Source organism: Rhodococcus ruber, from assembly GCF_016804345.1.
GTDB classification, from domain to species: domain Bacteria; phylum Actinomycetota; class Actinomycetes; order Mycobacteriales; family Mycobacteriaceae; genus Rhodococcus; species Rhodococcus ruber.
In genome coordinates this window covers 96215-117727 of record NZ_CP044212.1, presented here as the reverse complement: position 1 = coordinate 117727, position 21513 = coordinate 96215, and the positions used below count along the sequence as shown (strand labels likewise).

Sequence of the window (21513 nt, the reverse complement as noted above, 5' to 3'; positions counted from 1 at the left end):
GTGAGGAGAGGCCATGTCCGACCGCATTCACATCGAGGGAATCGGCGAACTCATCGCTGCTGTCCCAACCGTTCTGTCGTTCGTACCTGAGCAGTCCATCGTGCTGGTCTTCTCGAGCGCGGGCCGCATCACATGGATGGTCCGCACCGACTTCGGGACGGGTGGGCGCCTACTGACGGCCGAGACGATTGCCCGGAGCGGCGAGTCCGACGCAGTGATCGTCGTCGTCGTGGCGAAGGGACGCACCTTCCGCGAGGTGATCGCAGAGGGCGACCGCGTGAACGCGACGATGCTCGGGCTGGGTGTCGAGGTGCAGGGGATCTACTACACCCCGAGTATCGAGGGCGGGCAGACATGGACCGACATGCAGACGTTCGGGACCGGCACGGTGGTCGATCCGGCCACGACCGCGGCTGCCGCCGCGACCGTCTTCACCGGCAAGCAGTTCACCCGCACCCGCGAGGAGATCGTGGCCCGCTACCGGCGTGACGACGCGACGATGACCGACCGCCGCCGGGCACGGAAGACGAAGGAGGTGATGGGGGAGAACTTCCCGCGCAGCGTCATCAGCGAGCTGGCCGACGCCGTCCGCGAGCGCCAGGAGCCGACGGCCGCACTCGCAGCGCGAGTCGGGTTGCTCGTCACCACCGACATCACGGCGCGTGATGCGATCCTCGGACTGGCAGTGATCGACCCGGCCACCGCGGCCGAGACGATGGCGGCCGTCGCCCGCAAGTTGTACGGGGCCGAACGGGTGGCGGCCCTGACGGTCGCCGGGTTCTTCGCGTACGTGAACTTCCAGGGACCGGACGCCGGGTGCGCATTCGAGGCAGCCCGCGAGGAGGCCGCCCGGCATCCCCTGTCCGACACGCGTCTGCTCGGACTGGTCGAGCAGGCACTCTCGACGGGGCTGCACCCGAGGCAGATGCGCACGCTGTCCGGCACCGGAGTCGGCATCGCCCGCGAGAAGTTCGGTGTCGAGCTGCCCGCCCCGAGCAGTGATTGGCTCTGACGGCACAACACACAGCGAGGCCCCCGGAATCCGTAGTTCCGGGGGCCTCGCCCGTTGCGCAGAAACGTCGTTCAGGCATCGAGCCTGGACGACGTTCACGCACGACTCACAGCGACCACCATAACCGGGCGCGTACCGTCACCACACATCACCGGCCGTGTCCGTCGCAAACCCCACATCGATCCGATCGCGGACCGGGCGTGTCGGGCATTCACCGTTGACGATCGCGTCGAGATCACCCTCACTCGGCCGGTGCAGATGCTTCGTCGCGTCGTACAACTGCTTCTCCACCTCGGACCGCTGGACCATCGGTGCCCTTTCTCCGTCGCCGACCGTCGAGGCCGGCTCTGCTGTCAGAACAGTGTCCCCTGCCAGTCACCCGGGTTGGTCTTGGCGTGAAACAGTGCATCTTCGTCGTACCCGCCCCGCAACGCCTCACGGATCGCCAGCGACCGTTCGTAGCGTGAGCGCCCCTGACCGTCGAGCAGTGAGTGCCCCGACAGCCGCCCGAGCGCGATCGCGTAGCGCACGTTCTCGCTGTGGGTGGACTGCACGAGGTGATCGTGGCCGACGCGTACGCACAACGGTTCGTTGCACTTGTGCTCGCACACCACGTTCGGGTCGAGGGGCCCGTGCACCAGCTCCACAGAGAAGCGGTGCGCGAGCATCGTGCGTTGCCGGTTCTCGCGTTGGAAGTTGAATCGCCCGTATCCGTCGGGTGCACTGATCGCACCGACCCAGTACCAGCACGTCGGTGACTTGACGACCTTCGCCCAGAACGCCGCGACGTTCGCCCGTGATGGAGTGAGCGAGTTGTCGACCACGCGCACCCGCCGCGGTTGGTCGGACGACTGCGGCGCGACGTATTCGACGTCGCACTCGGGGAACCCGAAGTCGAGCGACGGCTCGCTGTCGGTGCTCATGACCGGCGCAGCGTCACGATGCTGCGGTCACCGGCTGTGTGTCGCCGGCACCAGGTGCCGAGGCCGGCGCAGACGCCGCAGGCGAGGCGGGGATGTCGGGCGTGTCCAGGTCGCTCTTCGCCTGTTCGATGATCTTCTTCGCCTCCCGCGCGCTCACACCCAGCAGCGGGGCAAGTTCACCGGCCGAGGCGTTCTTGCCGAACTCCACGATCGCGAGGGCGTACTCGCGTAGCAACGACGACTCCTGCGCCTGTTCCTCCGGCGTCAGGTGTACGCCGGCCGACTCTGCTTCCGCCTTCACGGCCTCGATCTTGGCGGCGTACTCCTGCTGGATCTTCGCGACGCGCCGATCGCGTGCCTTCTCCAGCTGCTCGATCTTGCGCCGCGGTGTGGCCGCCCGGGACTCGAGCACCGCATCGAGCTTCGCCAGCTTCGCGGCAGCGTCATTGATCGGAGCCGCGAACGACTCCAGTTCGGCCTGCCGCGCCAGGACGCGCTCGCGTTCGCGCCGCAGGTTCTCCCGAACATTCGGGGCAGTGTGGGGACGCAGTGATCGGCGCGCTGCCGACGTCGACGAGGTGGCCATAGGCCCGGAGTCTATCGGCTCGCCGCGCTCGCGGGGAGCTCCGCGCCCCGGTTCGTCGTCACCTCGGCATGTGACCCGCTTCGGTCACCTCCCCGACGAAAACACATCCCCCACTGCCTAACACCCACAGCTCCGCTGCTCTACCGGAACCGTCGAGGTTCCGACAGAGTTCCGGTCGAACTCCCTTCGACCGGAGAAACTCCACACACCTCATGCACTAAAGCTGCGACATGGCATGATCATCTCCCGTGATGACCGTCCACAAGCTCCAAGCGGGGGACGGCTATGTCTATCTGACCAAGCATGTCGCGGCTGGGGATGCGACCGAGACCCGCAAGGCGGATGCGGTCGACTATTACGTCGCCAAGGGCACCCCACCGGGGGTGTGGTGCGGGAAGTTGGCCGAGAAGGTCGGTGTCGAGGTCGGCACCGAAGTCACCGAGGGTGCGATGCGTTCGGTGTTCGGCGCCGCCCGTACCCCAAATGCTTTCGCGACCCGCCCGGGGAAGGGGTCGCTCCTGCAAGAACGCCTCGACTGGTCCGCAAGCACCGCTCTCGGGCGGGCGTTTTCGTGGTTCGAGAACAGCCAGGAGTACGTCAACGACGTCGAGGACCTGTGCAGCGCGTACAAGGGTCGGCACGGCGAGTACCCGGATGCAGAGACCAAGAAGGCGATCCAGTTCGCCACCGCCCGCAAGCACCTGCAGCGCTCGAACGGTGAGCGCGCCGACCTGCTCGGCGACGACGAGATCTGGACGTTCGTCGCCGAGCAGTACAACAAGGCCCGTCAGCCGGTGGCCGGCTACGACCTGGTGTTCACCCCGATGAAGTCGATCTCGTTGCTGTGGGGTCTCGGGGACGACGAGGTCAAGGCCGCGGTCGAAGAAGCGCACAGGCAGGCCGTGGACGAAGCATTGGCCTGGATCGAAAACGAGGTGATCTACACCCGCCGCGGTAAGGGCGGCGAGCGCAAGGTCAAGGCCGAGGGGCTGCTGATCGCCCGGTTCGACCACTTCGACAATCGCGCTGCGGACCCGAACCTGCACACCCACAGCGCGGTGCTCAACCGGGTCTATGCCGAGGGCCGCTGGACCACCATCGACGGCTCGATTCTCTACAAGGCGAACGTCGCGGCATCGGAGAAGTACAACACCCGCGTGGCCGATCTGGTGGCCCGCAAGCTCGGTGTCACCTTCGCCCCGAGAGCGGATACGCCGGTCGGCAAGCAACCGGTCTACGAGGTCGAGGGCATCCCGTTGTCACTCATCGAGGAGTTCTCCCGCCGCGCCGCCATCGAGGCACGCCAGGAAGAGCTGGCCCGCGACTACAAGACTCGCTACAGCAAGAATCCGCCGAAGAAGGTGCAGTACGCCCACGCGCAACAGGCCACCCTCGACACCCGCAACGCCAAGAACCCACCCCGCTCGTTGGCCGAACTGCGGGCCGAATGGCGCGAGCGCGCCGAGGCGATTCTCGCCGGGAACAGTCCCGGCGAGCTGGTCGACTCCGTCCGCAGTGCGCGTGACCGCCGACCGGAACTGGCACCCGAGCAGGTGCCCACTCTGGTGAACGAGGTCGTCGACACGCTCTCGCACAAGGTCGGTTCGTGGACGGTGTTCTCGGTGACCGCCGAGATCGAGAGGCGACTGCGAGAGTTCAGTTTCGCCGACGACGAGCAGCTGCGCGCCATCCACGATGACGCACTCGAACTCGCACTGCGCGACTACTGCCTGCCCCTCGACATCGAGGAATACCACCTGCCCGAGCGGATCAGCGACCGCGTCGAGCGGGGGCGGCGGCGCAGTCTGCTGGTCGATCGCGCGCAGATGCGCTACACCGCGCAATCGGTTCTCGACGCCGAGGACTTCATGCGCCGGCAGGCCGACACCGGCGACGTGCACACCGTGGCCGAGCGGATCATCCGCCGCACGTTGCGCCAGGTCGAGCAGGCGAACGGGCACGAGCTCGGTGCCGATCAGCTCGCGATGATCACCCACTTCCTCACCGCCCGCACGCGTGTCGCCGTGGCGGTCGGGGCGGCCGGCGCCGGCAAGACCACCGCGGCCACCGTGATCGCCCGCGCCTGGGAGGCCGTCCACGGAAACGTCCTCGCCCTGGGGCCGTCGGCCCGGGCCGCCGAAGTGCTCGGTGAGGAAATCTCGGTGGAGGGACGCACCATCGCCGACGTGCTCACCCGCCACCGCGTCGGCATCCCGACCGGCATCGGCAGGGGTGATCTTCTGCTGGTGGACGAGGCCGGCATGGCCTCGGCCCGCGACCTGGCCGACCTGACGCGCATCGCCACCGACGCCGGGGCGGTGGTGCGTTTACTGGGCGATCCGCAACAGCTCGCCTCCGTCGAAGCCGGTGGCGTGTTGCGGGATCTGGCCGATCGCACCAACGCCCCGTTCCTGCGCAAAGTCCACCGGTTCGCCACCGACGGCGAGGCCGAGGCGAGCCTGCGGTTGCGCACCGGCGATGTGACGGTGCTCGAGTGGTACGACGAGAACAACCGCATCCGGCAGGGCATGGCGCACGAGCTGGCCGATCTGGTCTTCGACGCCTACGTCGCCGACGTCGAGGCCGGCCAGGTCGCCCTGATGGTCGCCCCGACCAACGACCTGGTGCGCCAACTCAACGAGAAGGCCGCCGCCTACTACCGCGCCAATGGCACCGTCACCGGCCCCGGCATCGTCCTGGCCGACGGTCTCGAAGCCGCCGTCGGGGACGTAGTGGTCACCCGCAAGAACAACTCGAAGTACGTCGTGACCGGCTCCGCCGGCAACACCTCGGGCCGGGTGAAGAACGGCGACCTGTGGACCGTGGCCGAGCTCGGCACCGACGGCTCTTTGCGGCTGCGCAACAACATCAGCGGCGGCCAGGTCACCGTCGCCGCCGACTACCTCACCGACAACGTGCAACTCGGTTACGTGACCACGGTGCACCGCTCGCAGGGCATGACGGTGGGAAGCTGCCACGTGCTCGCCGGGGCGAACATGGACCGGCAGTCGCTGTATGTGGCGCTGAGCCGCGGCAAGCACACCAATATCGTCTACGCCGCCCACGACGAGCTGCCCGACTGGGATTTCGAACATCACCCCGACGAGCATCCCGGTGCGATGGGTCTGCTGGCGAAGATCATCGCCCGCGACGGTTCGCAGCGCACCGTGCATCAGATGATCGAGGACGAACAGCGCAAGGCCGCGTCCTGGTCGACGATCACCAACAGCTATATGTTGGCCGTCGGGGAGCTGTACGAGGACTACACCGAGCAACTGCTCAGCCGGATTCTCACCGACGAGCAGTTCGGCTGGGTGCACAGCCTCGGCGGGTGGGATCAGATCGTCACCTCCGTCGCCCAGTCGGAAACGTTCGGCTGGGACACCGAGGCCCTGCTGCGCCAGGCAGCCTCGGTGATGAGCGCCGAAGGCAAGGCCGGCCGGATCGACACCGACCGCAACTCCCCCGGCCGGGTCATCGCCCGCGCCCTGAAAGAGCGCATTGATGCCGAGGACGGAGCGCGGCTGCCGCGCCGCCGCATCGACGCGGTGGCCGCCTACCGGATACCGGCGTTGACCGACGCTGCCGCCGGCACCGATCCGATCCTCGCCGCCTACGCCCGCTCGTGCGAGCAGCAGATGCACGCGTTCATCGACTCCTACACCACCGCCGCACTCGAACGCAGCGCACCGTGGATCGTCGCCGTCGGCCAGCGGGGAACGGACCCCCGTCGGGTGCGACTGTGGGAGTCCACGGTGCGGGAGATCGCGATCTCGCGGGTGCTGGCCGACGCACCCGACGACGAGAACGATCCGATGGCGCACATCCGCGAAGCCCGGAAGACAGCCCTCACCGCGAATATCGCACGGTTGCATCGGCCCGAACAGGCCATCGACGAGGTGGTCGGCCCGTACGCCCGCTACACCGACGCCGAACTGCATTCGGCACGGGCGCTCAGCCGGGGCCGGCTCACCGAAGACGCGATGCTGCTGTCGCTGGCCAAGGACGAGCTCGACCGGGCACGAGGCGAGGCGTCCGCGCTCGGAGCCGTCGAACGGTCCCTGGCGCAGGTCGAGATCGACGAACGCAACATCGCGGCGGTGCGTGCTGCCCGCGCCTGCCTCGACGCCCTGACTCGTTCCCCGCAGGCCACCGAACAGCAGATCGATGCTGCCCGCGCCGCCGTGGCCGCAGCCGAACAGGTGGCACCACTCGAGCGTCGCTGGGCCGTGATCGAACGCGGCGCCCAGCACTACCGGGCTGCCGAAGCTGCCAAGGCCCGCGCCCGCGCCACCGACGAGCGGGCCCTCGGCCGGATCACCGACCGCATCACCCGACTCGACGAGTCGATCGCCACCGAACGCACCATCATCGGCCAGATCGACGCCGAACTCGCCCGCCGCAACGCCGGCGGAACCGACTTCACCGGCGGCCACGAGCCGCGACGGACACAGGCGGCCTCGGCAGCGAACGCCCCTATCGACCGCGACCCGCTCGAACACGACAACGGTCCAGAACGGGAACTGTAAGCCCGCCGGCTACGACCCCCGACCCCGAATGGCACAAGGAGAAGGACGATGGCGGACAACGACCAGAAGCGACGGTTTCTGCGCAACCGCGGACGGTCGGCCCACCCCACCGACGCCTCGATTCCGCCGTTCTCGGAGACCGTGGCTCCGGCCGGTGTGCCGGCGGTGCCGCAGCGCAGGCCGGCCAGGGCGCAGGCCACCCAGGACGTTGTCGACCTCGTGGGTTTTCTCCGTGCAGCGGAGAATCGACGCGCTCAGGGCCGGCCGGCACCCACACCGAAGTCGATGCGCGACGTTCTCGGTGCGTTCCGTGGACAGCCCGCGCAGCAGACCTCCATCCAGGTTCTGGCAGCGGCAGCGACCACTCGACACCTGGGCGCGCAGGCGCAGAACACCCGCAGGTGGGAGCGGTTGGCGCAGGAGAATGCTGCGCGACTCGAAGCGCTGCGAGCACAGCAGTACCGGCAAGAACAGCAGCGGTACGTGCAGGTGCAGATGCGCCCGGACGAGATCGACCGGCTCATTGCCGAGCGACAGGCTGCCGACCGGAACAGCGACAAGCGTGTCTTCGACGCCGCTGCGGCGGTCGCGTTGAGCTACGCTGCGGCCAAGAGTGTGCCGTCGTTCGACAAGCTCGCCGACCTGTCCGCCCAGCACCTCGCGGTGGTCGAACCCACCGCGGACGTGCCGGCCTCAGTTGTCGAATCCTTCGCCCGCGCTGCCGACGCCGACACCGTAGAGATGAACTTCGACAAGGCCGCGGACGGTTCGCTCGCGCCCGGCGGCCCCGATACACGCACCGAACCGGTGGTCGAAGGCCACGAAGCGGATGTGTCCGACCAGCTCGAACGGGTCGACGAGCCCGCACCCACGGACCGTGGGGATCTGGGCAGGATCGGGGCGGTGCTCGAGTCCGCCGGCCGGGGTCTGGCCACCGCGGTCGGCCCGATCAACGGTGACGACGAAGTCGCCCCTCCCCTGTCGCCGGTCAACCTGAACCAGCTCAGTCAGGAACTGCTCGATGCGATCGGTGCTGCGATGAGCAGTCACCCCCGGTCGGTGGCCGAGATGCTCAACATCGAACGCCGACCCGACCACACCAACGAGGCCGCGTTTGTTCCCGCGATGGGTATCGAACACAGCCAGGAAGCAACACTCAGTTGCTGATCGTGATGGCTATGCCGTGCCGGGCAGATCCGGAACCGAGGGCAGGACTGCGCGAGCCTGATTGGATCGCTCAGCGAGTGCCATCAATCTGTAGAGGAAGTGGCCGCTACGAGTCTGAGCATCTCGCTCTCCAGAATGGCCACGGCTTCGCCTTCGCGCGCGTTGGAGTCCATGTGCGCTCCTATTCGGAGAAAGGACGCTCCGGTGTCCTGTGGCGGCGGGGAGCTCAGACCTGCTTCGGCACACCGAGGTGGACATGAAACGGCTGTACAGTCCCCCTATCATGGGAAGGGCCAGGGCCGAGTGTGGGAAGTCAGAGTAGGGGTGGGACAGATGAGCGTCGTCACGCCGAAGACCCTGCGTCAACAGCTCGTGCAGTCCGCGGTCCTGGACAAGATCGTGACCAGCGGCATCTCGATCGACACCGAACCCGTGCGCCGCAGCCTCCAGACGATCCGCCGACAGGTCAACCGCAGTCCGCTGATGGACCGCTACATCGATCGCTGGGACAGGATCGTCCGCGACAACGATATCGACGGTATCCGCAAGATCGTTGAGTCGGACGATGACACCAGCCGGGAGATGCGGAATCTGTCCCCGCTGTCGGTGCTGCTCAGCGAGGACGAACGCCGACGCGTGCTCACCGAGTTCGGAACCCGGTTCAAAGCCGGCACGACACGGTGAATCGGGAAGAACTCGGTCGCGCGATCAAAGCTGCGTGCGCCAATCTCGACGAGCCGCGTGTGATCGTCCTCGGCTCTCAATCAATCCTCGGTAGCTTCGACACCGATGAGCTGCCCCCTGCGACCTTCCTGTCCCGTGAAGTCGATATCCTGCCGTTGAGTGGGATCACGGACCCGCCCTCGGTCGAGGACAAACTTCTGTTGCTCGATGCCCGGCTCGGCGAGGACTCCCCTTTCCACACTGCCTTCGGTTTCTACGTCGAAGGTATCCACAAGGACGTCGTGGTCCTGCCGACGAACTGGGACAATCGGCTCGTCCACTTCGTTGTCGACGACGACGCATCCAGCCTGTACGGGCGGACCGGGTTGTGCTTGGACCCGGTGGATCTGTGCGTGGCCAAGACGATCGCCGGCAGAGAAAAGGACTACGAGTTCGTCGCGGCACTCGTAGCGAAACAGTTGGTGACGGCTGCCGACATCCAGGCCCGGATCGCTGGCGGCATCGACTGGCCGACGACCTACACCGAAGACAAGGAACGGTCCCTCGCCAGGGCTCAGAGCTGGCTGGAGTATCTGTCGAGGTCGCCTGTGGTGCAGTCCGACGGAAGCGCCGCCACACCCACGTCACCGCCGACGGCTGGACCCGACATCGCGGCTGCATTCCTCGGGCATCCGCGCCCGATCAAGCAGATGTTGAGTCGGAGGACCCGAGAGCCGAACAGTGCGGGACCTGAGCCTGCCGATGACGGCCCCGCACGGGAGGTAGGGCCCGACCTGTCGCGTTGACGGCTTCGCCGACGGCGAGGCCGCTGTGTTCGGCATCAACCGGATACGTGAGAGGCAGCACGAAGGAACTACCTACGCTCGATCCTGCTCTCATCTTTCGTTCTGCCTCGAGATTGCGTCGAGGACCGCTGCCGGTACGGCATCGGAGGGCATGGCCGGCCAGCCCATGAAGCTGCGGTCGGCTTTGGCGTTGGCCATCGGTCCGGTGTCGCCGTCGAGGATGACTCGCAGGTGCGGTTCGAGGTGCTGGATCCACCACGAGGACATGGCGGACATCGAGTCCGAGGTTCGTGCTTCTTCCCATGCCTGGTGCAGCGCGGTCAGGCGGGCGACGACCTCGGGGTAGGCCCACCACCGTGGGTCCCAGGACAGGCCGCCGTCGTTGTCGCTGATCCGGCGTCGGATCACCGGCAGGAAGAAGCCGTTGACGAACTCGACGACGTTCGCGTACTTTGGCTCCTTCTTCTCCTGCTCGGGTTCGGGCGAGGGCTCGGAGGCGGCCGGTGTCCGAGGCTGCGGCGTGAAGGCCGGTGCCGCCGGGGGCGGGGTCGTCTCGTCGTGGGTTCCGTCCCCGGCGTCGTTGCCGGTGTCCCAGCGATCGTCGGTCGTTCGGGGCAGATTCACCATGCTCATTCCTTCGACATGAATTCGGACGTAAACAGGGCAGCGGTGCGGGAGGACTCCACGGCGGGTTCGCCGGCAACCGGTGCGTGATCCGGCCAGGTGTCGTCGCCTGTTGTCGGTGAGGGACGGTCGGCCACCGGCCGGTCGGAGGAGCCGACGGGCAGCGACTTCTGCTCGCTGAGCCCGCGATTCTTGCTGTCCTTCGTGGACTGGCGGATCGCCTCCGCGAACGGGGAGTCACCCCAGAAGGCTTTGCGGACCAGGATCGGAGTCGAGCCACCGATCGTGACCAGGGCACGGGTTTTCGGCAGTGCCCGCAGGTCCCGCTTCTCGAAGATGGTTTCCTTCTGCCAGCTGCTCGACACGCTGGCCTGACTGCTGGAGAAGAAGCCGGCGGGGCGGCTGCGGGATTCGGTGTCGACGTAGTGGGTGCCGACGGCATCGACCAGGCCGGACAGGAACCCGTCGTCGTCGACGTTGCCGCCGTACCAGATGACGCTGCACGCATCGACCATGGCTTTGAACGCTTCGCGGCCCCAGACCTTCTCGCCCTGGGAGGGGGACTGGAAGAAGGTGATGAGGATGATCCCGCGGCCGCCGAAGTGCGAGTACCAGCGCGGCAGGTCCTCGAGCTTGCAGATGTTCGCGGCCTCGTCGAGCACCGCCGTCAGCGGGAGCGGCATCCGTTCGGAGTCCTGCTGCTCGGAGTACTCCTCGGCGCCGGTGAGGATCTGCCCGACCAGGGCACTCGAGATCGCGGAGGACGAGCCGGGCCCGTCCTTCGACAGCGCATACATCGTGTCGGTGCGGCGGGCGAACTCTTCCGCGAGGAACTCCGGCAGGTCGTGCACGTGCTCGCCGTCGGTGATGGTGACCCGGCCGTTCGTGTCGGTGCCGATGACGACCCGGCGGTTCGGCAGGACCGCGTCGGCGTAGCGAGGCTCGTCCAACGGGGACAAAAAGCGCCGGGCCATGTCGTAGAAGCCGTCGCGTTGCTTGGCGTTGACGGCCTGCTTGCCGCGCATCGTGCGGGCCAACTCTGGGTAGCCGTGCTGCTCGAGCACCGCCGGGGGGATCTGCGACTGGGTGTGGGTCAGCCACTCGACCACGTGCCGGATGTCCCCGCCGGCCAGCGCGGCGGCGAGCAGGTAGGAGGCGAACAGGTCGCGGGCGTTGCCGTCGAAGTAGGCATCGACCCGGGCACCGGCGTCGGTGGCGGCGGAGATGAAGTAGCCGCACACCGCCGCAGCAGAAGGCAGGTCGGTGACGGTGCGCAGCGGGTTGAACCAGAAGCTCGCGCGCTGCTGCCGGTTACCGGTGCTCACGCCCTGGAGGTCGAACACCCACACCCGCCCGGACCCGCGGCGGAGACCGACGGTGTGCGAGTACACGTCGCCGCGGTTCGACGCCACCAGCGCCGCCCCGGGGGCGTGACAGATCGCCGGGATAGCGAACGATGCGGACTTGCCCATCCGGGCGCCGGCGAACGCGATGGCCACGAATTCCCAGGTCATCCGCAGGGTGCGACCCCCGACCACGGTGTGCCCGAGCGGGATACCGAGATAGCCGGGATGGGTCGCCGGGATCGCCGGGGCGAGCCGGTCGGTGGAGGCGGCGAGGTACGTCGGGTCGGCCTCGTCGACCTCCCGCGGATCGACCATCGTGCGAGCGAGGCGATCGATGCGCTTCTCGAACTGCTTGCCCTCGAGCGTCTCGAGCACCCCGAACCGGCGCAGCGCCCACCACCCGGCCCCGGCGACCGCCGCGACCAGCACCACTTCGAGAATCAGGACGGTCGTCGCCCCGGCCGGCCAGCTCGTCGCCCCGAACGCCAGGGCGAACAGCAGGCCGATCGGATTCCAGGTCGGGTCTTCTCCCCCGCCGGTGTTGTAGGCGATCGTCGGCAGATACGCCGCCACAGCGACGAAAGGAAACGCGGTGAGGAACACCTCGTCGGCGCCCGAGGAGGAGCGGGGCCGATCGCGTCGCGCTTGTGCCATGTTCGTCCGCCTCTACTGCTGGAATCGGTAGTCGGTCAGGCGCCACCCGTCGTCGGTGCGGACGGTGGTGGTGCGCCAGAGCTGGGGTGTCAGGCGGGTGCTGCGCTCGCTGGCGTGCAGCACCGTCTGGGTGCAGGTGAGGTCGATGACGAGGGTGCGCATCCCGTCGGGGGCGGCCGGGGTCGAGTCGGCCCGCACACAGGTCGCGGCCACCGCGTCCTTCGACGCCGCCCACTGCTGCCAGTCCGCATCCGGGCGTACCTCGGCGCGGGTGCCGGATTCGGCGACGGCGAGCAGGTCCCCGCCGAGATACGCCGTCGCCCGGAGCAGCGCGTCGGCCTTGCTCTCGTCGATTGCGGGCTGCCAGGACAGGATCATCTGCATGGCCGTGATCGCGGTCTGCTCGGCATCGATCTGCTGCGGCGAGAGCGGCTCGATCACCTGGTGGTCGTCGCTGCCGACGCGGTTGTGCTGCTGGTCGTCGGCGTCGCTGGCGCAGCCCGCCAACGCGGCGGCGGCCGCGGTGCACACCGCCGCGACGGTGATGCGTGTGATCCTCACCGGCTTACCTCTTTTCACTGGTTGCCCATCGCCCGGTACTGCGGCTCGGCGGCGATGATCGTGTCGGCGTAGGGGCGGGTCTGGACCACGTAGTCGGTGTGCCCGGTCGGGAAGCCCCCGGAGGCCAGGACCGCGCCTTCGCCGGCGTTGTAGCCGGCCAGGTACAGCTCGGTGCGCCCGTTCGGTGCAGAGACCACCCCGTCTGCGATCGCGTCGTCAATGGTGGCGGCGATGGTGCACATGTAGTGGCCCTGGGCCATGACCGCATCGCCGATGCTGTTCACATCGACCTTCCCGTCGCCGTCGTAGTCCTGGCCGTAGGACGCCCACGTGCCGGGCATGAACTGCGCCGGTCCCCTCGCCCCGGTCACCGACACCGGAGCGTCGGTGCCGTGGCGGAAGCCGTTCTCGGCGGCGAGCTGGGCGGCGAGCAGCGACGGCGTGATCTGCGGGCAGAGCGATCCGGCCCGCTCGAGCCACGGCGCGAACTCGTCCGGCACGGTGCCGTCGGCGAGCCGGTCGCCGATGCCTTCGCCGGAGATGAGGCAGTCGGCGGCCGCGGCGGTGGCGTTGCCGCGGCCGCCGGGCAGCGATCCCCACGACACCAACCTCTCGTCGGTGCCCTGACCCCGGACGCTGATGTGCACGTGGTCGTAGTGGTTCTGGGTTTCGCTGCCGCGGTCCTCCATCTGGCTCGGGGCACCGCCGGCGGGGTAGTAGGTCTGCCGCCAGATCACGTATTCGACGTTGAAGAACTCCGCATTGGCCAGGATGTAGTCGGTGATCTCGTCCCCGAGGGCCACCCCGTCGCCGGAGCGGTGGTGCGGGATCATCACATCGATGGCCCGGCCTTCGGTGTGGTCGGTGGCGTAGCCGCCGTCGGCGCGCCACCCGCCGATACCCCCGATCCGGTCGCCGAACGTCAGGTGGGCTGCGCGAGCGACCTTTTTTGCATCGACCTGTAGGCCCTGCTCGGAGCCGGCCGACGGCGGCAACGGCTGCGCCAGATTCCCCTGGGACGGGGCCGGCGGCACCGGGGTGGTCGGCCCGGCCGAGGACTGTCCCGGGGCGGGGGCGGCTTCGTAGTACGGCAGCGGATCCACCGCTTCGGTGCCCCAGCCGCCGGGCCAGAGTTCCCAGTGCAGGTGCGGGCCGGTCGACTGGCCCCGGTTGCCGAGGGTGGCGATCTGCTGACCGGCGCGGACCTGCTCACCGACTTCGACGGTGTAGGTGTCGATGTGCCCGTACACGGTGGACACCAGCTGCCCACCCTGCACATGGTCGAGGACCACCCACTGCCCGAACCCGGAGGCGGGACCGGCATGGCGCACCACCGCGTCGGCCGAGGCATAGATGGGGGTGCCGACGGCGCCGGCCAGGTCGATGCCCTGATGCTGGGTCCCCCACCGCTCACCGAACCCGGAGGTGAGGGTGACGGCGGAGGGATCGACCGGTTTGAGGAACGAGCCCCTCGGTGCGAGCCGGTCCCCCGACCCCACACCCGAACCGGGGCCGAGGCAGGTCGTGCCGTTCTCGCGGTCTTGTTCGTCCTGGATCCCCGTCACCAGCACGAGGAGCAGGAAGAACGGAATGAGCGTAAGCGCCAGGATCAGCGCGATCAGCCCGGTGCCCCCCTTGTCGGTCACCGCAGACTCAGATCCTCGGCGAGGGCTGCGTGCTTGCGCACCAACGCCCGGTTCAGCTCCTGCGCCATCGCCAGCTCCGCCTCCAGGGCGGCGACGTCGCGTTCGGTGCGGCGGGGGCGTCGGCCGGAGCGGGTGACCCAGCCCCGCACCGTCGTCTCCGCGACGTCGAGCTGGGCAGCGGCTGCTCGCGTGGCGGCGGTGAAGCTGTCCCCGGCCTTCATGCGCCCCAGGACCGTCTCGATCGCAGCCTCACGGGTGAGGTCATCGACCAGGGTGTACCGGCGAGTGCCGGGACGGCCACGCCGGCTCATGCTGCGAACTCCGTGCCCCGGTCTTCGTCGGCGGCCCGCAGACGGGCATCGGTGTCGTGAATCCCGGAGTCCTTCTCCGCCTGGGGCACCCACACCTTGAACGGGGTGCCCGGTGTTGCGCCTTCGCCGAGCTTGAGCAGGAAATGCCCGACACCGGCGGCGGTGCGCGTGCTGTCCGCCACGCCGGGAGCACCGTCAGCCGAGGCCAGCGCCTTGCGGCGGGCTTGGCGCAGTGTCTTCTTCTCGTCCACCGAGGAGGTGCTGTCGTTGGCCCAGCCGGTGACCATCGCCCGTTCTGCCTGCGAGAACTTCATGAACTTACCGAGGCGGTCGAGTTCGGCCTCGGGAACCGGGCCGACGATCCGGGCGCGGGAGCGTTCGATCATGCCCAGCGCCCCGACCTTCTCGAAGTCCGCGAGCGAGTGCGTGACCAGCGTCATCGCCACACCCATCGACCGCTGCAACCGCTGCACCGCATCCAGACGCGCCACCGCCGAGCTGCCGGTCGCGATCACCTGCCACACCTCGTCCAAGATGATGTGCGCCGCGATCGACTTCGCGCCGGGCACCTGGTTGTCGGCCAGGATGTGCGCCGCCTCCACCGCCGCGAACGCCTCGTTCCACCCGGCGAGCAGCACCGCCGCCCGCATCAACTCGTCCCCCGGCGGCACCGAGGACATGTCCAAATCGACCATCGGCTTGGTGATATCGATCCGAACCGTGCTGTGCCGGTTGAAGGTCTCCCCGAACCGGCCCTTGACCAACGCGCGCAGCGAGCGCAACAGCGGCTTGATCTGACCGCGGTATTCCTCGGCGGTGTCGGCCACCGCGTCGTCCCTCAGCTCCTCGGGGCCGGTCGAGATCAGCGTCAGCAGGTCCTCGATCCGAGCAGCGTGGTCGTTGTCGAACTGCGAGCCCGGTGCGTAGAGCAGCCGGATCGCCGAGGCGAGCAGGGTTTCCTCGAAGTCCTTCAGCGGGCCGCGGCGGACGATCTCGAGCAGCGCGCAGAGCATGTTGAGCTGGCGGGCGTGCAGCGCGAACTCGGCCTTGTCCCGTTCGAGGGAGCCGTCGGGGAGCTGTTCGATCGCGTCGCCGATCGGGCCGCGGCCCAGCGGGTTGATCGCGCCGGTGCCGTAACCGACCTCGCTGACCTGCCCGCCGACCTGCTCGGCGAGTACCCGCAGGTCCGGCTTGACGTCACCGGGCACGAGCACGAGCGTGCCGCGGGCGATGTCCCCCAAAGCGATCCGGCGCAGCAGGGTGGATTTGCCGAAGCCGTTGAGGGCGCAGATGAAACAGGACGGGGCGGTGATCGCCTTCATCTTCCAGGCGTAGAGCGGATCGAACCCGACGGCGGCGCCGGTGGTCAGGTGCCGGCCGAGCGGGGTGCCCAGCAGCGGGGCCTTCGCGCCGACGATCCACGGGTAGATCCCGGCGACCTGCACACTCGTGCCGCGGTATTCGACCGGGGGCATCACCGTGGACATCCGTCCCCCGCCGGCCCCGTCGAACCCGCGGGCGTCGAGATCGGCGACCTGGCGGTCGAAGCCGTCGGTGTTGATTCGGGTCAACCGCTCCACCGTCGCCCGGCGACTGTACTGGCGGGTGACCAGGCTTTTCTTCCATGCCTTCGTGAGTCCGGTTGCGGTGGCGGCCTGCTCTTCGAGGCGGGAGAGCTCGTCGTCCGACAGCAGAGTCTTGGCGATCTTCTCCGCTGTGAGCAGCCGCGACGATCTCGTGGCGTTGCGTGCACTCATGCCTATAGCCCTTTGCGTGTCAGTTGCCGAGGAAGCTGGGAATGGTGGTGTGGTCGGGCGCGATGACCCCGACACCGAGGCAGGCCGCGAACGCGGCGGCCTGCCAGCACCAGGAGCGGCGGATCGTCAGCCGGCTCTGCCGCGAGAGGTCCTCGACCAGGGCGTCGATCTTCGGCACATCGGCGCCGCCGGCCGGTTCGGTGACGGTGATGAGCACCCCGAAGCGCACCATGCCCGCACCGCGGGCCTGCTCCATCCGGGCTTGCGCGGTCGCGGCGACCTCGATCTGCGACTTCGCCGAGGCGATCGAGCCGTTCTTGAGCGAGCCGCCGTGGGCCTCGGCCATCGCGTTGCGGTAGTCGCGGTCGGCGATGTCGGTGGCATCGCCGGCCGAATGCGGCCGGTAGAGCACCGACACCCGCTTGAGCGGCACCGCCTCGTTCGGCGCCAGCAGACGCGCCAGCACCCGTTCGGTCACCGCGCCCTTGGGGGCCTCGCGCATCTCCCAGGTCACCGACACCGCGCCGTCGTGGACGTACTTGCCGCCGTCCGGGCTTTCGTGGGCGGTGCGGGGACCGCAGTCCTCCCAGGTCAATCCGGTGCCGTCGCCGGAGTGCAGGCCGGTCTCCACGTCGACGAGCGAGGCCGGGTCGTAGGATCGGCGCACGAACGCCATGACCTCGTCCGCGTCCATCGGTGAGCACGGCACACCGGACCGTGCCGCGGCCGCGGTCAAGCCGGGAAGCCGGCGGCCGAGCTCGACGGCCTGCTCGGAGGGGTCCTGCCTGCGCTCGGTGGTCTGGGCCTCGAAGGTGATCGCGATCCGCGCAGCCAGACGGATACCGCCCGTGGTCAGCCCGGTGGCGAGCTGGTAGGCCGCGTCGCGGGCCAGCTGCGGGGCATCGGCGCGGGTGTTCTGATGCACCGTCTCGTACAGCTCGATGCCGGTCTCGGGCAGGGTTTCGACGGTGGTGACCACCGCGAGGATGTCCGAGGTCTCCCCCGCCGCGGACAGGAACTGCGCCCAGTTGCCGACGTAGTGGTCGATCACGTCCTGATCGACGGCCTCCGCACCCTGCGGGTAGGCGTCGAACACGACCGTGTAGGCACCCCGGCTGGGCATGTGGATCATCCCGAAGGTGCGCCCGTCCGAATCGATGCCCTCGTACAACTCGGTGTCGGCGAGCACCCCGGGCAGCCGGTACGCCCGCCCCGGAACGCGGGAGAACGTGCCCGAGGCGTAGGTGTGCTCACCGCGACGGCGTGCCCGCCAGAACTGCAATCGCATCAGTGCCCTTTCGTAACCGGACCGACCGTCACGGGAGATGACCAGGGGGATAAAGCACACGATCACCGGGACCGCCAGCAGCACGGTGACCTTCAGGCCGAAGAACAGGCCCGTGATGATGACCAGGGCCGCAGCCGCGATCGCGGCGATCGAGGTGCCGAAAGTGGCACCGAGAATGCCGGTCTCCCGAGGCCGGCGCCAGTTGCCGTAGGTGTTGTAGGTCTTCTCCTCGCTCACTGCTCGAAGCCCCCTCGGTGGAACTGCCGACCGGCACCGGACGCCACCGCGGCCGCGGCCGCCGCATCACCGGAGGATCCGCCGCCGGGAGTGCCGGAGGTGGTGCCGCCGGGCTGACCATTCCCGCCGCCACCGGGGGTGCCCGAGGAGTTGCCCTGCGGAGCCGCACCGGCACCGCCACCGGAGGGGGTGCCCTGCTGGTTGCCGGCCGGTCCCCCGCCTGCCGCACCGAAACCGGACGGTGCGCCGCCGGTCTGTGCGCCGCTGGGCGGGTTGCCCATGCTCGTCGACGACGTGGTCGCCGCCCCGGACGCTGCGCCACTGGCACCGCCGGTGGCGATCATCCCGCCGACCTTCGCGCCGACCGCCGCCGCACCGGCCGCGGCCGCCATGCCGCTGCCGCCGCCACCGAGGGCGCCGACGTTCGGCACGATCAGCCGCATCAGCGCCGGGAGCACCAGGGCCGCGGCGCACAAGGTGATGACCCCGGACAGGGCCATGAACCCGTCCCCGTTCTCCGGATCGGTGATCGTGGGGGTGGCCTCGAGGAACAGGATCGCCGAGACCCCGATCACGAACGCCCCGACCGGCTTGACCAGCAAGAATGCGATCGTCCAGGCCAGCATCTTCTCGAATGCCTGGCTGCCGACCTTCGTGCCCCCGGCCGCACCCGCGATGGGCAGTGCCGCCGCCATGAGCACCAGGATGCCGGTGCGCAGCAGCATCAAAAACGCCATCATCAAACCGCCGAGCATCCCGATGAGGCCGATCAAGAACAGCAAACCGACACCCGCCGGACCCGCATAGAGCTGGATCGTCACCATCGCTTCGGCCAGACGGGACGGATCGGAACCGACCGCACTGTCGATGAACCACGCCGACACCTGATCGGCCAGACGGGTGCCGAGCACGATCATCGTCGTTGCTCCCCCGGCCAGCACCACAGCGCGGGCCAGTTGTTTCAGGCCCTCTTCCGAGGTGTCGCGGATCGCCCCCGACCGGGCCAGCGCCAACCGGCCCCCGAGCAGGATCAGCGACAACGACAGGGCCGCGACCTGGAGGTAGAAGGTGTAGTCGTTGACCGTGGCCACGGTCTTCTGGAAGGTGTCCCCGTCCATCTCGGTGCCGGTGATCCACCATCCCAGCGCGAACTTCAGCACCGCCACACCGGCATTACCGATCCACAGCGCGGTCTTCTCGACCGCGCCCGCAGCGGCGTCATTGATGCCGTCCTCGATCGCGCCCGTACCGGCATCGACGACGTTGCCGGCTGCATCCGAGCAGCCGGGAACGTCTACATCGGTGGTCAGACTGACGGCCCCACTGAAGGCAGCCGCAAGAGGGTTGGCGCAGCTCAAGGCACCGGCACCCGTTTCCAGCCAGTCGAACCCCGAGTCCCCCTCGCCCTGCTCGTCGACTTCGGCACTGTCGATGGCGCCGCCGGACAAGTCCCCCGAGGGCTCGGTGTCCTGCGCGAAGGCCGCACTCGCGGTGCCGATGCCGACGACCATGACAGCGCAGATCACGGCGACCAGCCGAAGAATGCCGGTGAGCAGGGTGCGGTTCACCACCACTGCTGCCACCCTTCGGACGACACCGGCTCGAACCCGCCGCTCAAGGCCGTCGAGTCCAGCTGGACAACCCATCCGGTGCCCTCGCGCCACACCACCGGGATCTTCAGTACCTCGACCTCGGTAGCCCCGTTCGGCCGCTCGACGGTGGCTCCGAACTTGACCAGGGTCAGATCGGGATGGAAGGACACGTTGACCATCGGCATCGCCGTAACCGCCGTGTCGTCCGGCAATTTCAATCCCGACAGCAGCTCGGTCGGGTCCGACGAGTGACCCGCTTCCGCGACCATCCCGGCGCGGTTCTCTCCACCAATGAGGTACGCGAGGTAGTGGGCTGCGGCCAGTGCCGCCCCCTGCGCCGTGCGCGAGAACCCGGTGGCCACGCCGTTGTCGGTGAATCCGGTGGGGCCGTCGGAGGTCGAGAACGGCAGGTCCATGTTGCCGTGGATGCGCTGGAGCATCACCCCACTCGGTGCCTGCTCGACCGGCCGGCTCAAGGTCACCACTGTCTCGGAGAGGATCACCCCATGAGGGTCGAGCGGCACGTAGACGACACGGTCGAACTTGCCGAAGACCGGGTCCGGCTCGAACAGCCCGTCTTCGACCTGAGCGGTGGCACCGCCTCCGGTGGCCGGATCGAGGGAGACCAGCGGTTCGGCGTCGTCGCCGCGGAAGAGCATCACGATGCTCAGCACGAGACCGACGACGACGATCACGGCCACTGCCGCCAACCCGATGGTGAGTTTCGTTGCTGCCGAGGCGTGCTCGTTCTCGGCGCCCTCGAGTGAGGAAGTGTTCGTGTCCCCGGTCTGGCCGGTGGTGTGGGGTTCGGTCACTTGCGGGTCTCCTCGAGGTCGACCAGCTCCGACGGCAGCGCGTCGAGGGCGGTGATGGTGGCGGTGTCGTTGCTGGGCAGGTTCAGTCGCCAGTCGTCGTCGATCCACACCACCTGGGTGGTCGCGGAGGCGAGCGAGTTGTCGGAGAACCGCTGGATGACGTCGACGGTGGCGGCGGTGTCGCTGTAGTCGGCGAGGGTGTAGCCGACGATGGTCGGCACCATCTCGGGATCGGTGCCCGACATCTCCACCAGCGCCCGGTGGGCGGCGTACAGGTCCCGGCCCTCGCCGGGTGCGGCCACACCGGAGAGAATCCGCGACCAGGTGCGATCGGATGCGGTGGCGAGCTGCACCGACTGGGTGATCGCCGCCAGGGCCGCACCCTGCGGAGTGTGGCTGAACCCGGCGAACGGCTCCCACTCACCTCCTCGCGGTCCGTCGGTGGTACCGATCGGCACCTCGATGCCACCGACGGTGACCCACCGAGCGATCTGCGGCGGCTCGGTGAGCGACACCGGGCTCTCGCCTGTGTCCGATCCCCCGCAGCTCACAGCCACCAGCGCCACCGCGACCACCACGGCCCGCGCCCACCGGCGCATCCTCATTCGTTCTCCTCGCTATCGGATTGCTGCTGCTGTTGCTGCTGTTGTTGCTGCCGCATCTGTTCGAGCTGCTCGATGACGGTCGGGGAATGGCCGCCTCCGAGCTGGTGGGCTTGGGGCCCCTGGGCGGTGGCCAGCAGGATCGTGGCGAGGGTGGCGGCCACGCCGCCGGCGAGGATCGCGCCGATGTTCGCCGCCAGGAACTCCGCGGCGGTGGGGGATTCGAGGCCGGCGCCGTGCTTGTGGTCCCAGGCCAGGCGTGCGCCGACGAAGATCACCTTGGCCACACACAGGAGAAAGACGATCCCGGCCGCGTACCCCAAGAGGGTCTGGAACCCGTCGAGGACGTCGGGGGGCGGGCTGACCACGCCCTGTGCGGACACCTGCATCGCTG

Annotated in this window: 19 protein-coding genes; 5 read left to right on the top strand and 14 right to left on the bottom strand. The window is 68.6% G+C overall.

The features are described from left to right. Window positions 1-13 precede the first annotated feature (13 nt). The gene (locus F1734_RS25760) at window positions 14-1012 is read left to right on the top strand and encodes a DUF4192 domain-containing protein (protein ID WP_006553201.1); all 999 of its coding nucleotides are present in this window, start codon (window positions 14-16) and stop codon (window positions 1010-1012) included. A gap of 138 nt (window positions 1013-1150) precedes the next feature. Here F1734_RS25760 and F1734_RS25755 read toward each other — a convergent pair whose 3' ends face one another. From F1734_RS25755 to F1734_RS25745, 3 genes are read right to left on the bottom strand one after another with little or no spacing between them, the layout of a single operon-like run. Beyond that, a complete protein-coding gene (locus F1734_RS25755; RefSeq protein ID WP_017681369.1) occupies window positions 1151-1321 on the bottom strand; it encodes a hypothetical protein in 171 nt (56 codons plus the stop codon). Between the two features lie 44 nt (window positions 1322-1365). Next, a complete protein-coding gene (locus tag F1734_RS25750; RefSeq protein WP_006553202.1) occupies window positions 1366-1935 on the bottom strand; it encodes an HNH endonuclease in 570 nt (189 codons plus the stop codon). Window positions 1936-1948: 13 nt separating this feature from the next. Then, complete coding sequence (locus F1734_RS25745) at window positions 1949-2521, bottom strand: hypothetical protein (protein WP_203012023.1); 573 nt, start codon at window positions 2519-2521, stop codon at window positions 1949-1951. A 251-nt stretch (window positions 2522-2772) separates the two neighbouring features. On the opposite strand from F1734_RS25745, the gene mobF reads away from it, so the two are divergent. The 4 genes from mobF (at window position 2773) to F1734_RS25725 (ending at window position 9686) form a co-directional block, all read left to right on the top strand. Then, window positions 2773-7050, top strand: coding sequence for a MobF family relaxase (gene mobF, locus F1734_RS25740; RefSeq protein WP_203012021.1), 4278 nt, complete (start codon window positions 2773-2775; stop codon window positions 7048-7050). A gap of 48 nt (window positions 7051-7098) precedes the next feature. Next, a complete protein-coding gene (locus tag F1734_RS25735) occupies window positions 7099-8217 on the top strand; it encodes a hypothetical protein (protein WP_203012016.1) in 1119 nt (372 codons plus the stop codon). A 333-nt stretch (window positions 8218-8550) separates the two neighbouring features. After that, window positions 8551-8901 carry a hypothetical protein gene (locus F1734_RS25730; RefSeq protein WP_029547237.1) on the top strand — a complete coding sequence of 117 codons (351 nt, stop codon included), beginning with the start codon at window positions 8551-8553 and terminating at the stop codon, window positions 8899-8901. Beyond that, window positions 8898-9686 (top strand): DUF6036 family nucleotidyltransferase, encoded by a 789-nt coding sequence (locus F1734_RS25725; RefSeq protein ID WP_029547238.1) that lies wholly within the window; start codon window positions 8898-8900, stop codon window positions 9684-9686. The genes F1734_RS25730 and F1734_RS25725 overlap by 4 nt, the downstream gene beginning before the upstream one ends. A gap of 90 nt (window positions 9687-9776) precedes the next feature. On the opposite strand, the gene F1734_RS25720 is transcribed toward F1734_RS25725, so the two are convergent. Genes F1734_RS25720 through F1734_RS25670 form a run of 11 tightly spaced genes read right to left on the bottom strand, consistent with a single transcriptional unit; the run spans window position 9777 to window position 21508 of the window. Beyond that, window positions 9777-10313: a DUF4913 domain-containing protein gene (locus tag F1734_RS25720; RefSeq protein ID WP_029547239.1), complete on the bottom strand. Its 537-nt coding sequence runs from the start codon at window positions 10311-10313 to the stop codon at window positions 9777-9779. Window positions 10314-10315: 2 nt separating this feature from the next. Next, window positions 10316-12310: a type IV secretory system conjugative DNA transfer family protein gene (locus tag F1734_RS25715; RefSeq protein WP_203012014.1), complete on the bottom strand. Its 1995-nt coding sequence runs from the start codon at window positions 12308-12310 to the stop codon at window positions 10316-10318. 12 nt (window positions 12311-12322) lie between these two features. After that, window positions 12323-12871 (bottom strand): hypothetical protein, encoded by a 549-nt coding sequence (locus tag F1734_RS25710; protein ID WP_203012012.1) that lies wholly within the window; start codon window positions 12869-12871, stop codon window positions 12323-12325. 14 nt (window positions 12872-12885) lie between these two features. After that, a complete protein-coding gene (locus tag F1734_RS25705; RefSeq protein WP_203012010.1) occupies window positions 12886-14517 on the bottom strand; it encodes a VldE C-terminal domain-containing protein in 1632 nt (543 codons plus the stop codon). Further along, the gene (locus F1734_RS25700) at window positions 14514-14828 is read right to left on the bottom strand and encodes a hypothetical protein (protein ID WP_203012009.1); all 315 of its coding nucleotides are present in this window, start codon (window positions 14826-14828) and stop codon (window positions 14514-14516) included. The genes F1734_RS25705 and F1734_RS25700 overlap by 4 nt, the downstream gene beginning before the upstream one ends. After that, window positions 14825-16585, bottom strand: coding sequence for an ATP-binding protein (locus tag F1734_RS25695; protein WP_203011999.1), 1761 nt, complete (start codon window positions 16583-16585; stop codon window positions 14825-14827). Before F1734_RS25695 ends, F1734_RS25700 begins: the two co-directional genes overlap by 4 nt. Window positions 16586-16604: 19 nt before the next feature. Further along, the gene (locus tag F1734_RS25690; protein ID WP_203011998.1) at window positions 16605-18110 is read right to left on the bottom strand and encodes an SCO6880 family protein; all 1506 of its coding nucleotides are present in this window, start codon (window positions 18108-18110) and stop codon (window positions 16605-16607) included. Then, window positions 18107-19684 (bottom strand): hypothetical protein, encoded by a 1578-nt coding sequence (locus tag F1734_RS25685; protein ID WP_203012037.1) that lies wholly within the window; start codon window positions 19682-19684, stop codon window positions 18107-18109. The genes F1734_RS25690 and F1734_RS25685 overlap by 4 nt, the downstream gene beginning before the upstream one ends. Next, the gene (locus tag F1734_RS25680; RefSeq protein ID WP_203011996.1) at window positions 19675-20517 is read right to left on the bottom strand and encodes a DUF8175 domain-containg protein; all 843 of its coding nucleotides are present in this window, start codon (window positions 20515-20517) and stop codon (window positions 19675-19677) included. Before F1734_RS25680 ends, F1734_RS25685 begins: the two co-directional genes overlap by 10 nt. Beyond that, window positions 20514-21122 (bottom strand): DUF8175 domain-containg protein, encoded by a 609-nt coding sequence (locus F1734_RS25675; RefSeq protein ID WP_476655337.1) that lies wholly within the window; start codon window positions 21120-21122, stop codon window positions 20514-20516. The genes F1734_RS25680 and F1734_RS25675 overlap by 4 nt, the downstream gene beginning before the upstream one ends. After that, complete coding sequence (locus F1734_RS25670) at window positions 21119-21508, bottom strand: hypothetical protein (protein ID WP_203011994.1); 390 nt, start codon at window positions 21506-21508, stop codon at window positions 21119-21121. The genes F1734_RS25675 and F1734_RS25670 overlap by 4 nt, the downstream gene beginning before the upstream one ends. Between the last annotated feature and the right edge of the window lie 5 nt (window positions 21509-21513).

Bases quoted from the DNA above. Each gene is read 5' to 3' on its own strand.
- F1734_RS25760 (WP_006553201.1), top strand. From the start codon at position 14: ATGTCCGACCGCATTCACATCGAGGGAATCGGCGAACTCATCGCTGCT.
- F1734_RS25695 (WP_203011999.1), bottom strand. From the start codon at position 16,585: ATGAGTGCACGCAACGCCACGAGATCGTCGCGGCTGCTCACAGCGGAG.
- mobF (WP_203012021.1), top strand. From the start codon at position 2,773: ATGACCGTCCACAAGCTCCAAGCGGGGGACGGCTATGTCTATCTGACC.
- F1734_RS25745 (WP_203012023.1), bottom strand. From the start codon at position 2,521: ATGGCCACCTCGTCGACGTCGGCAGCGCGCCGATCACTGCGTCCCCAC.
- F1734_RS25700 (WP_203012009.1), bottom strand. From the start codon at position 14,828: ATGAGCCGGCGTGGCCGTCCCGGCACTCGCCGGTACACCCTGGTCGAT.
- F1734_RS25750 (WP_006553202.1), bottom strand. From the start codon at position 1,935: ATGAGCACCGACAGCGAGCCGTCGCTCGACTTCGGGTTCCCCGAGTGC.
- F1734_RS25715 (WP_203012014.1), bottom strand. From the start codon at position 12,310: ATGGCACAAGCGCGACGCGATCGGCCCCGCTCCTCCTCGGGCGCCGAC.
- F1734_RS25675 (WP_476655337.1), bottom strand. From the start codon at position 21,122: ATGAGGATGCGCCGGTGGGCGCGGGCCGTGGTGGTCGCGGTGGCGCTG.
- F1734_RS25755 (WP_017681369.1), bottom strand. From the start codon at position 1,321: ATGGTCCAGCGGTCCGAGGTGGAGAAGCAGTTGTACGACGCGACGAAG.
- F1734_RS25670 (WP_203011994.1), bottom strand. From the start codon at position 21,508: ATGCAGGTGTCCGCACAGGGCGTGGTCAGCCCGCCCCCCGACGTCCTC.
- F1734_RS25720 (WP_029547239.1), bottom strand. From the start codon at position 10,313: ATGGTGAATCTGCCCCGAACGACCGACGATCGCTGGGACACCGGCAAC.
- F1734_RS25735 (WP_203012016.1), top strand. From the start codon at position 7,099: ATGGCGGACAACGACCAGAAGCGACGGTTTCTGCGCAACCGCGGACGG.
- F1734_RS25730 (WP_029547237.1), top strand. From the start codon at position 8,551: ATGAGCGTCGTCACGCCGAAGACCCTGCGTCAACAGCTCGTGCAGTCC.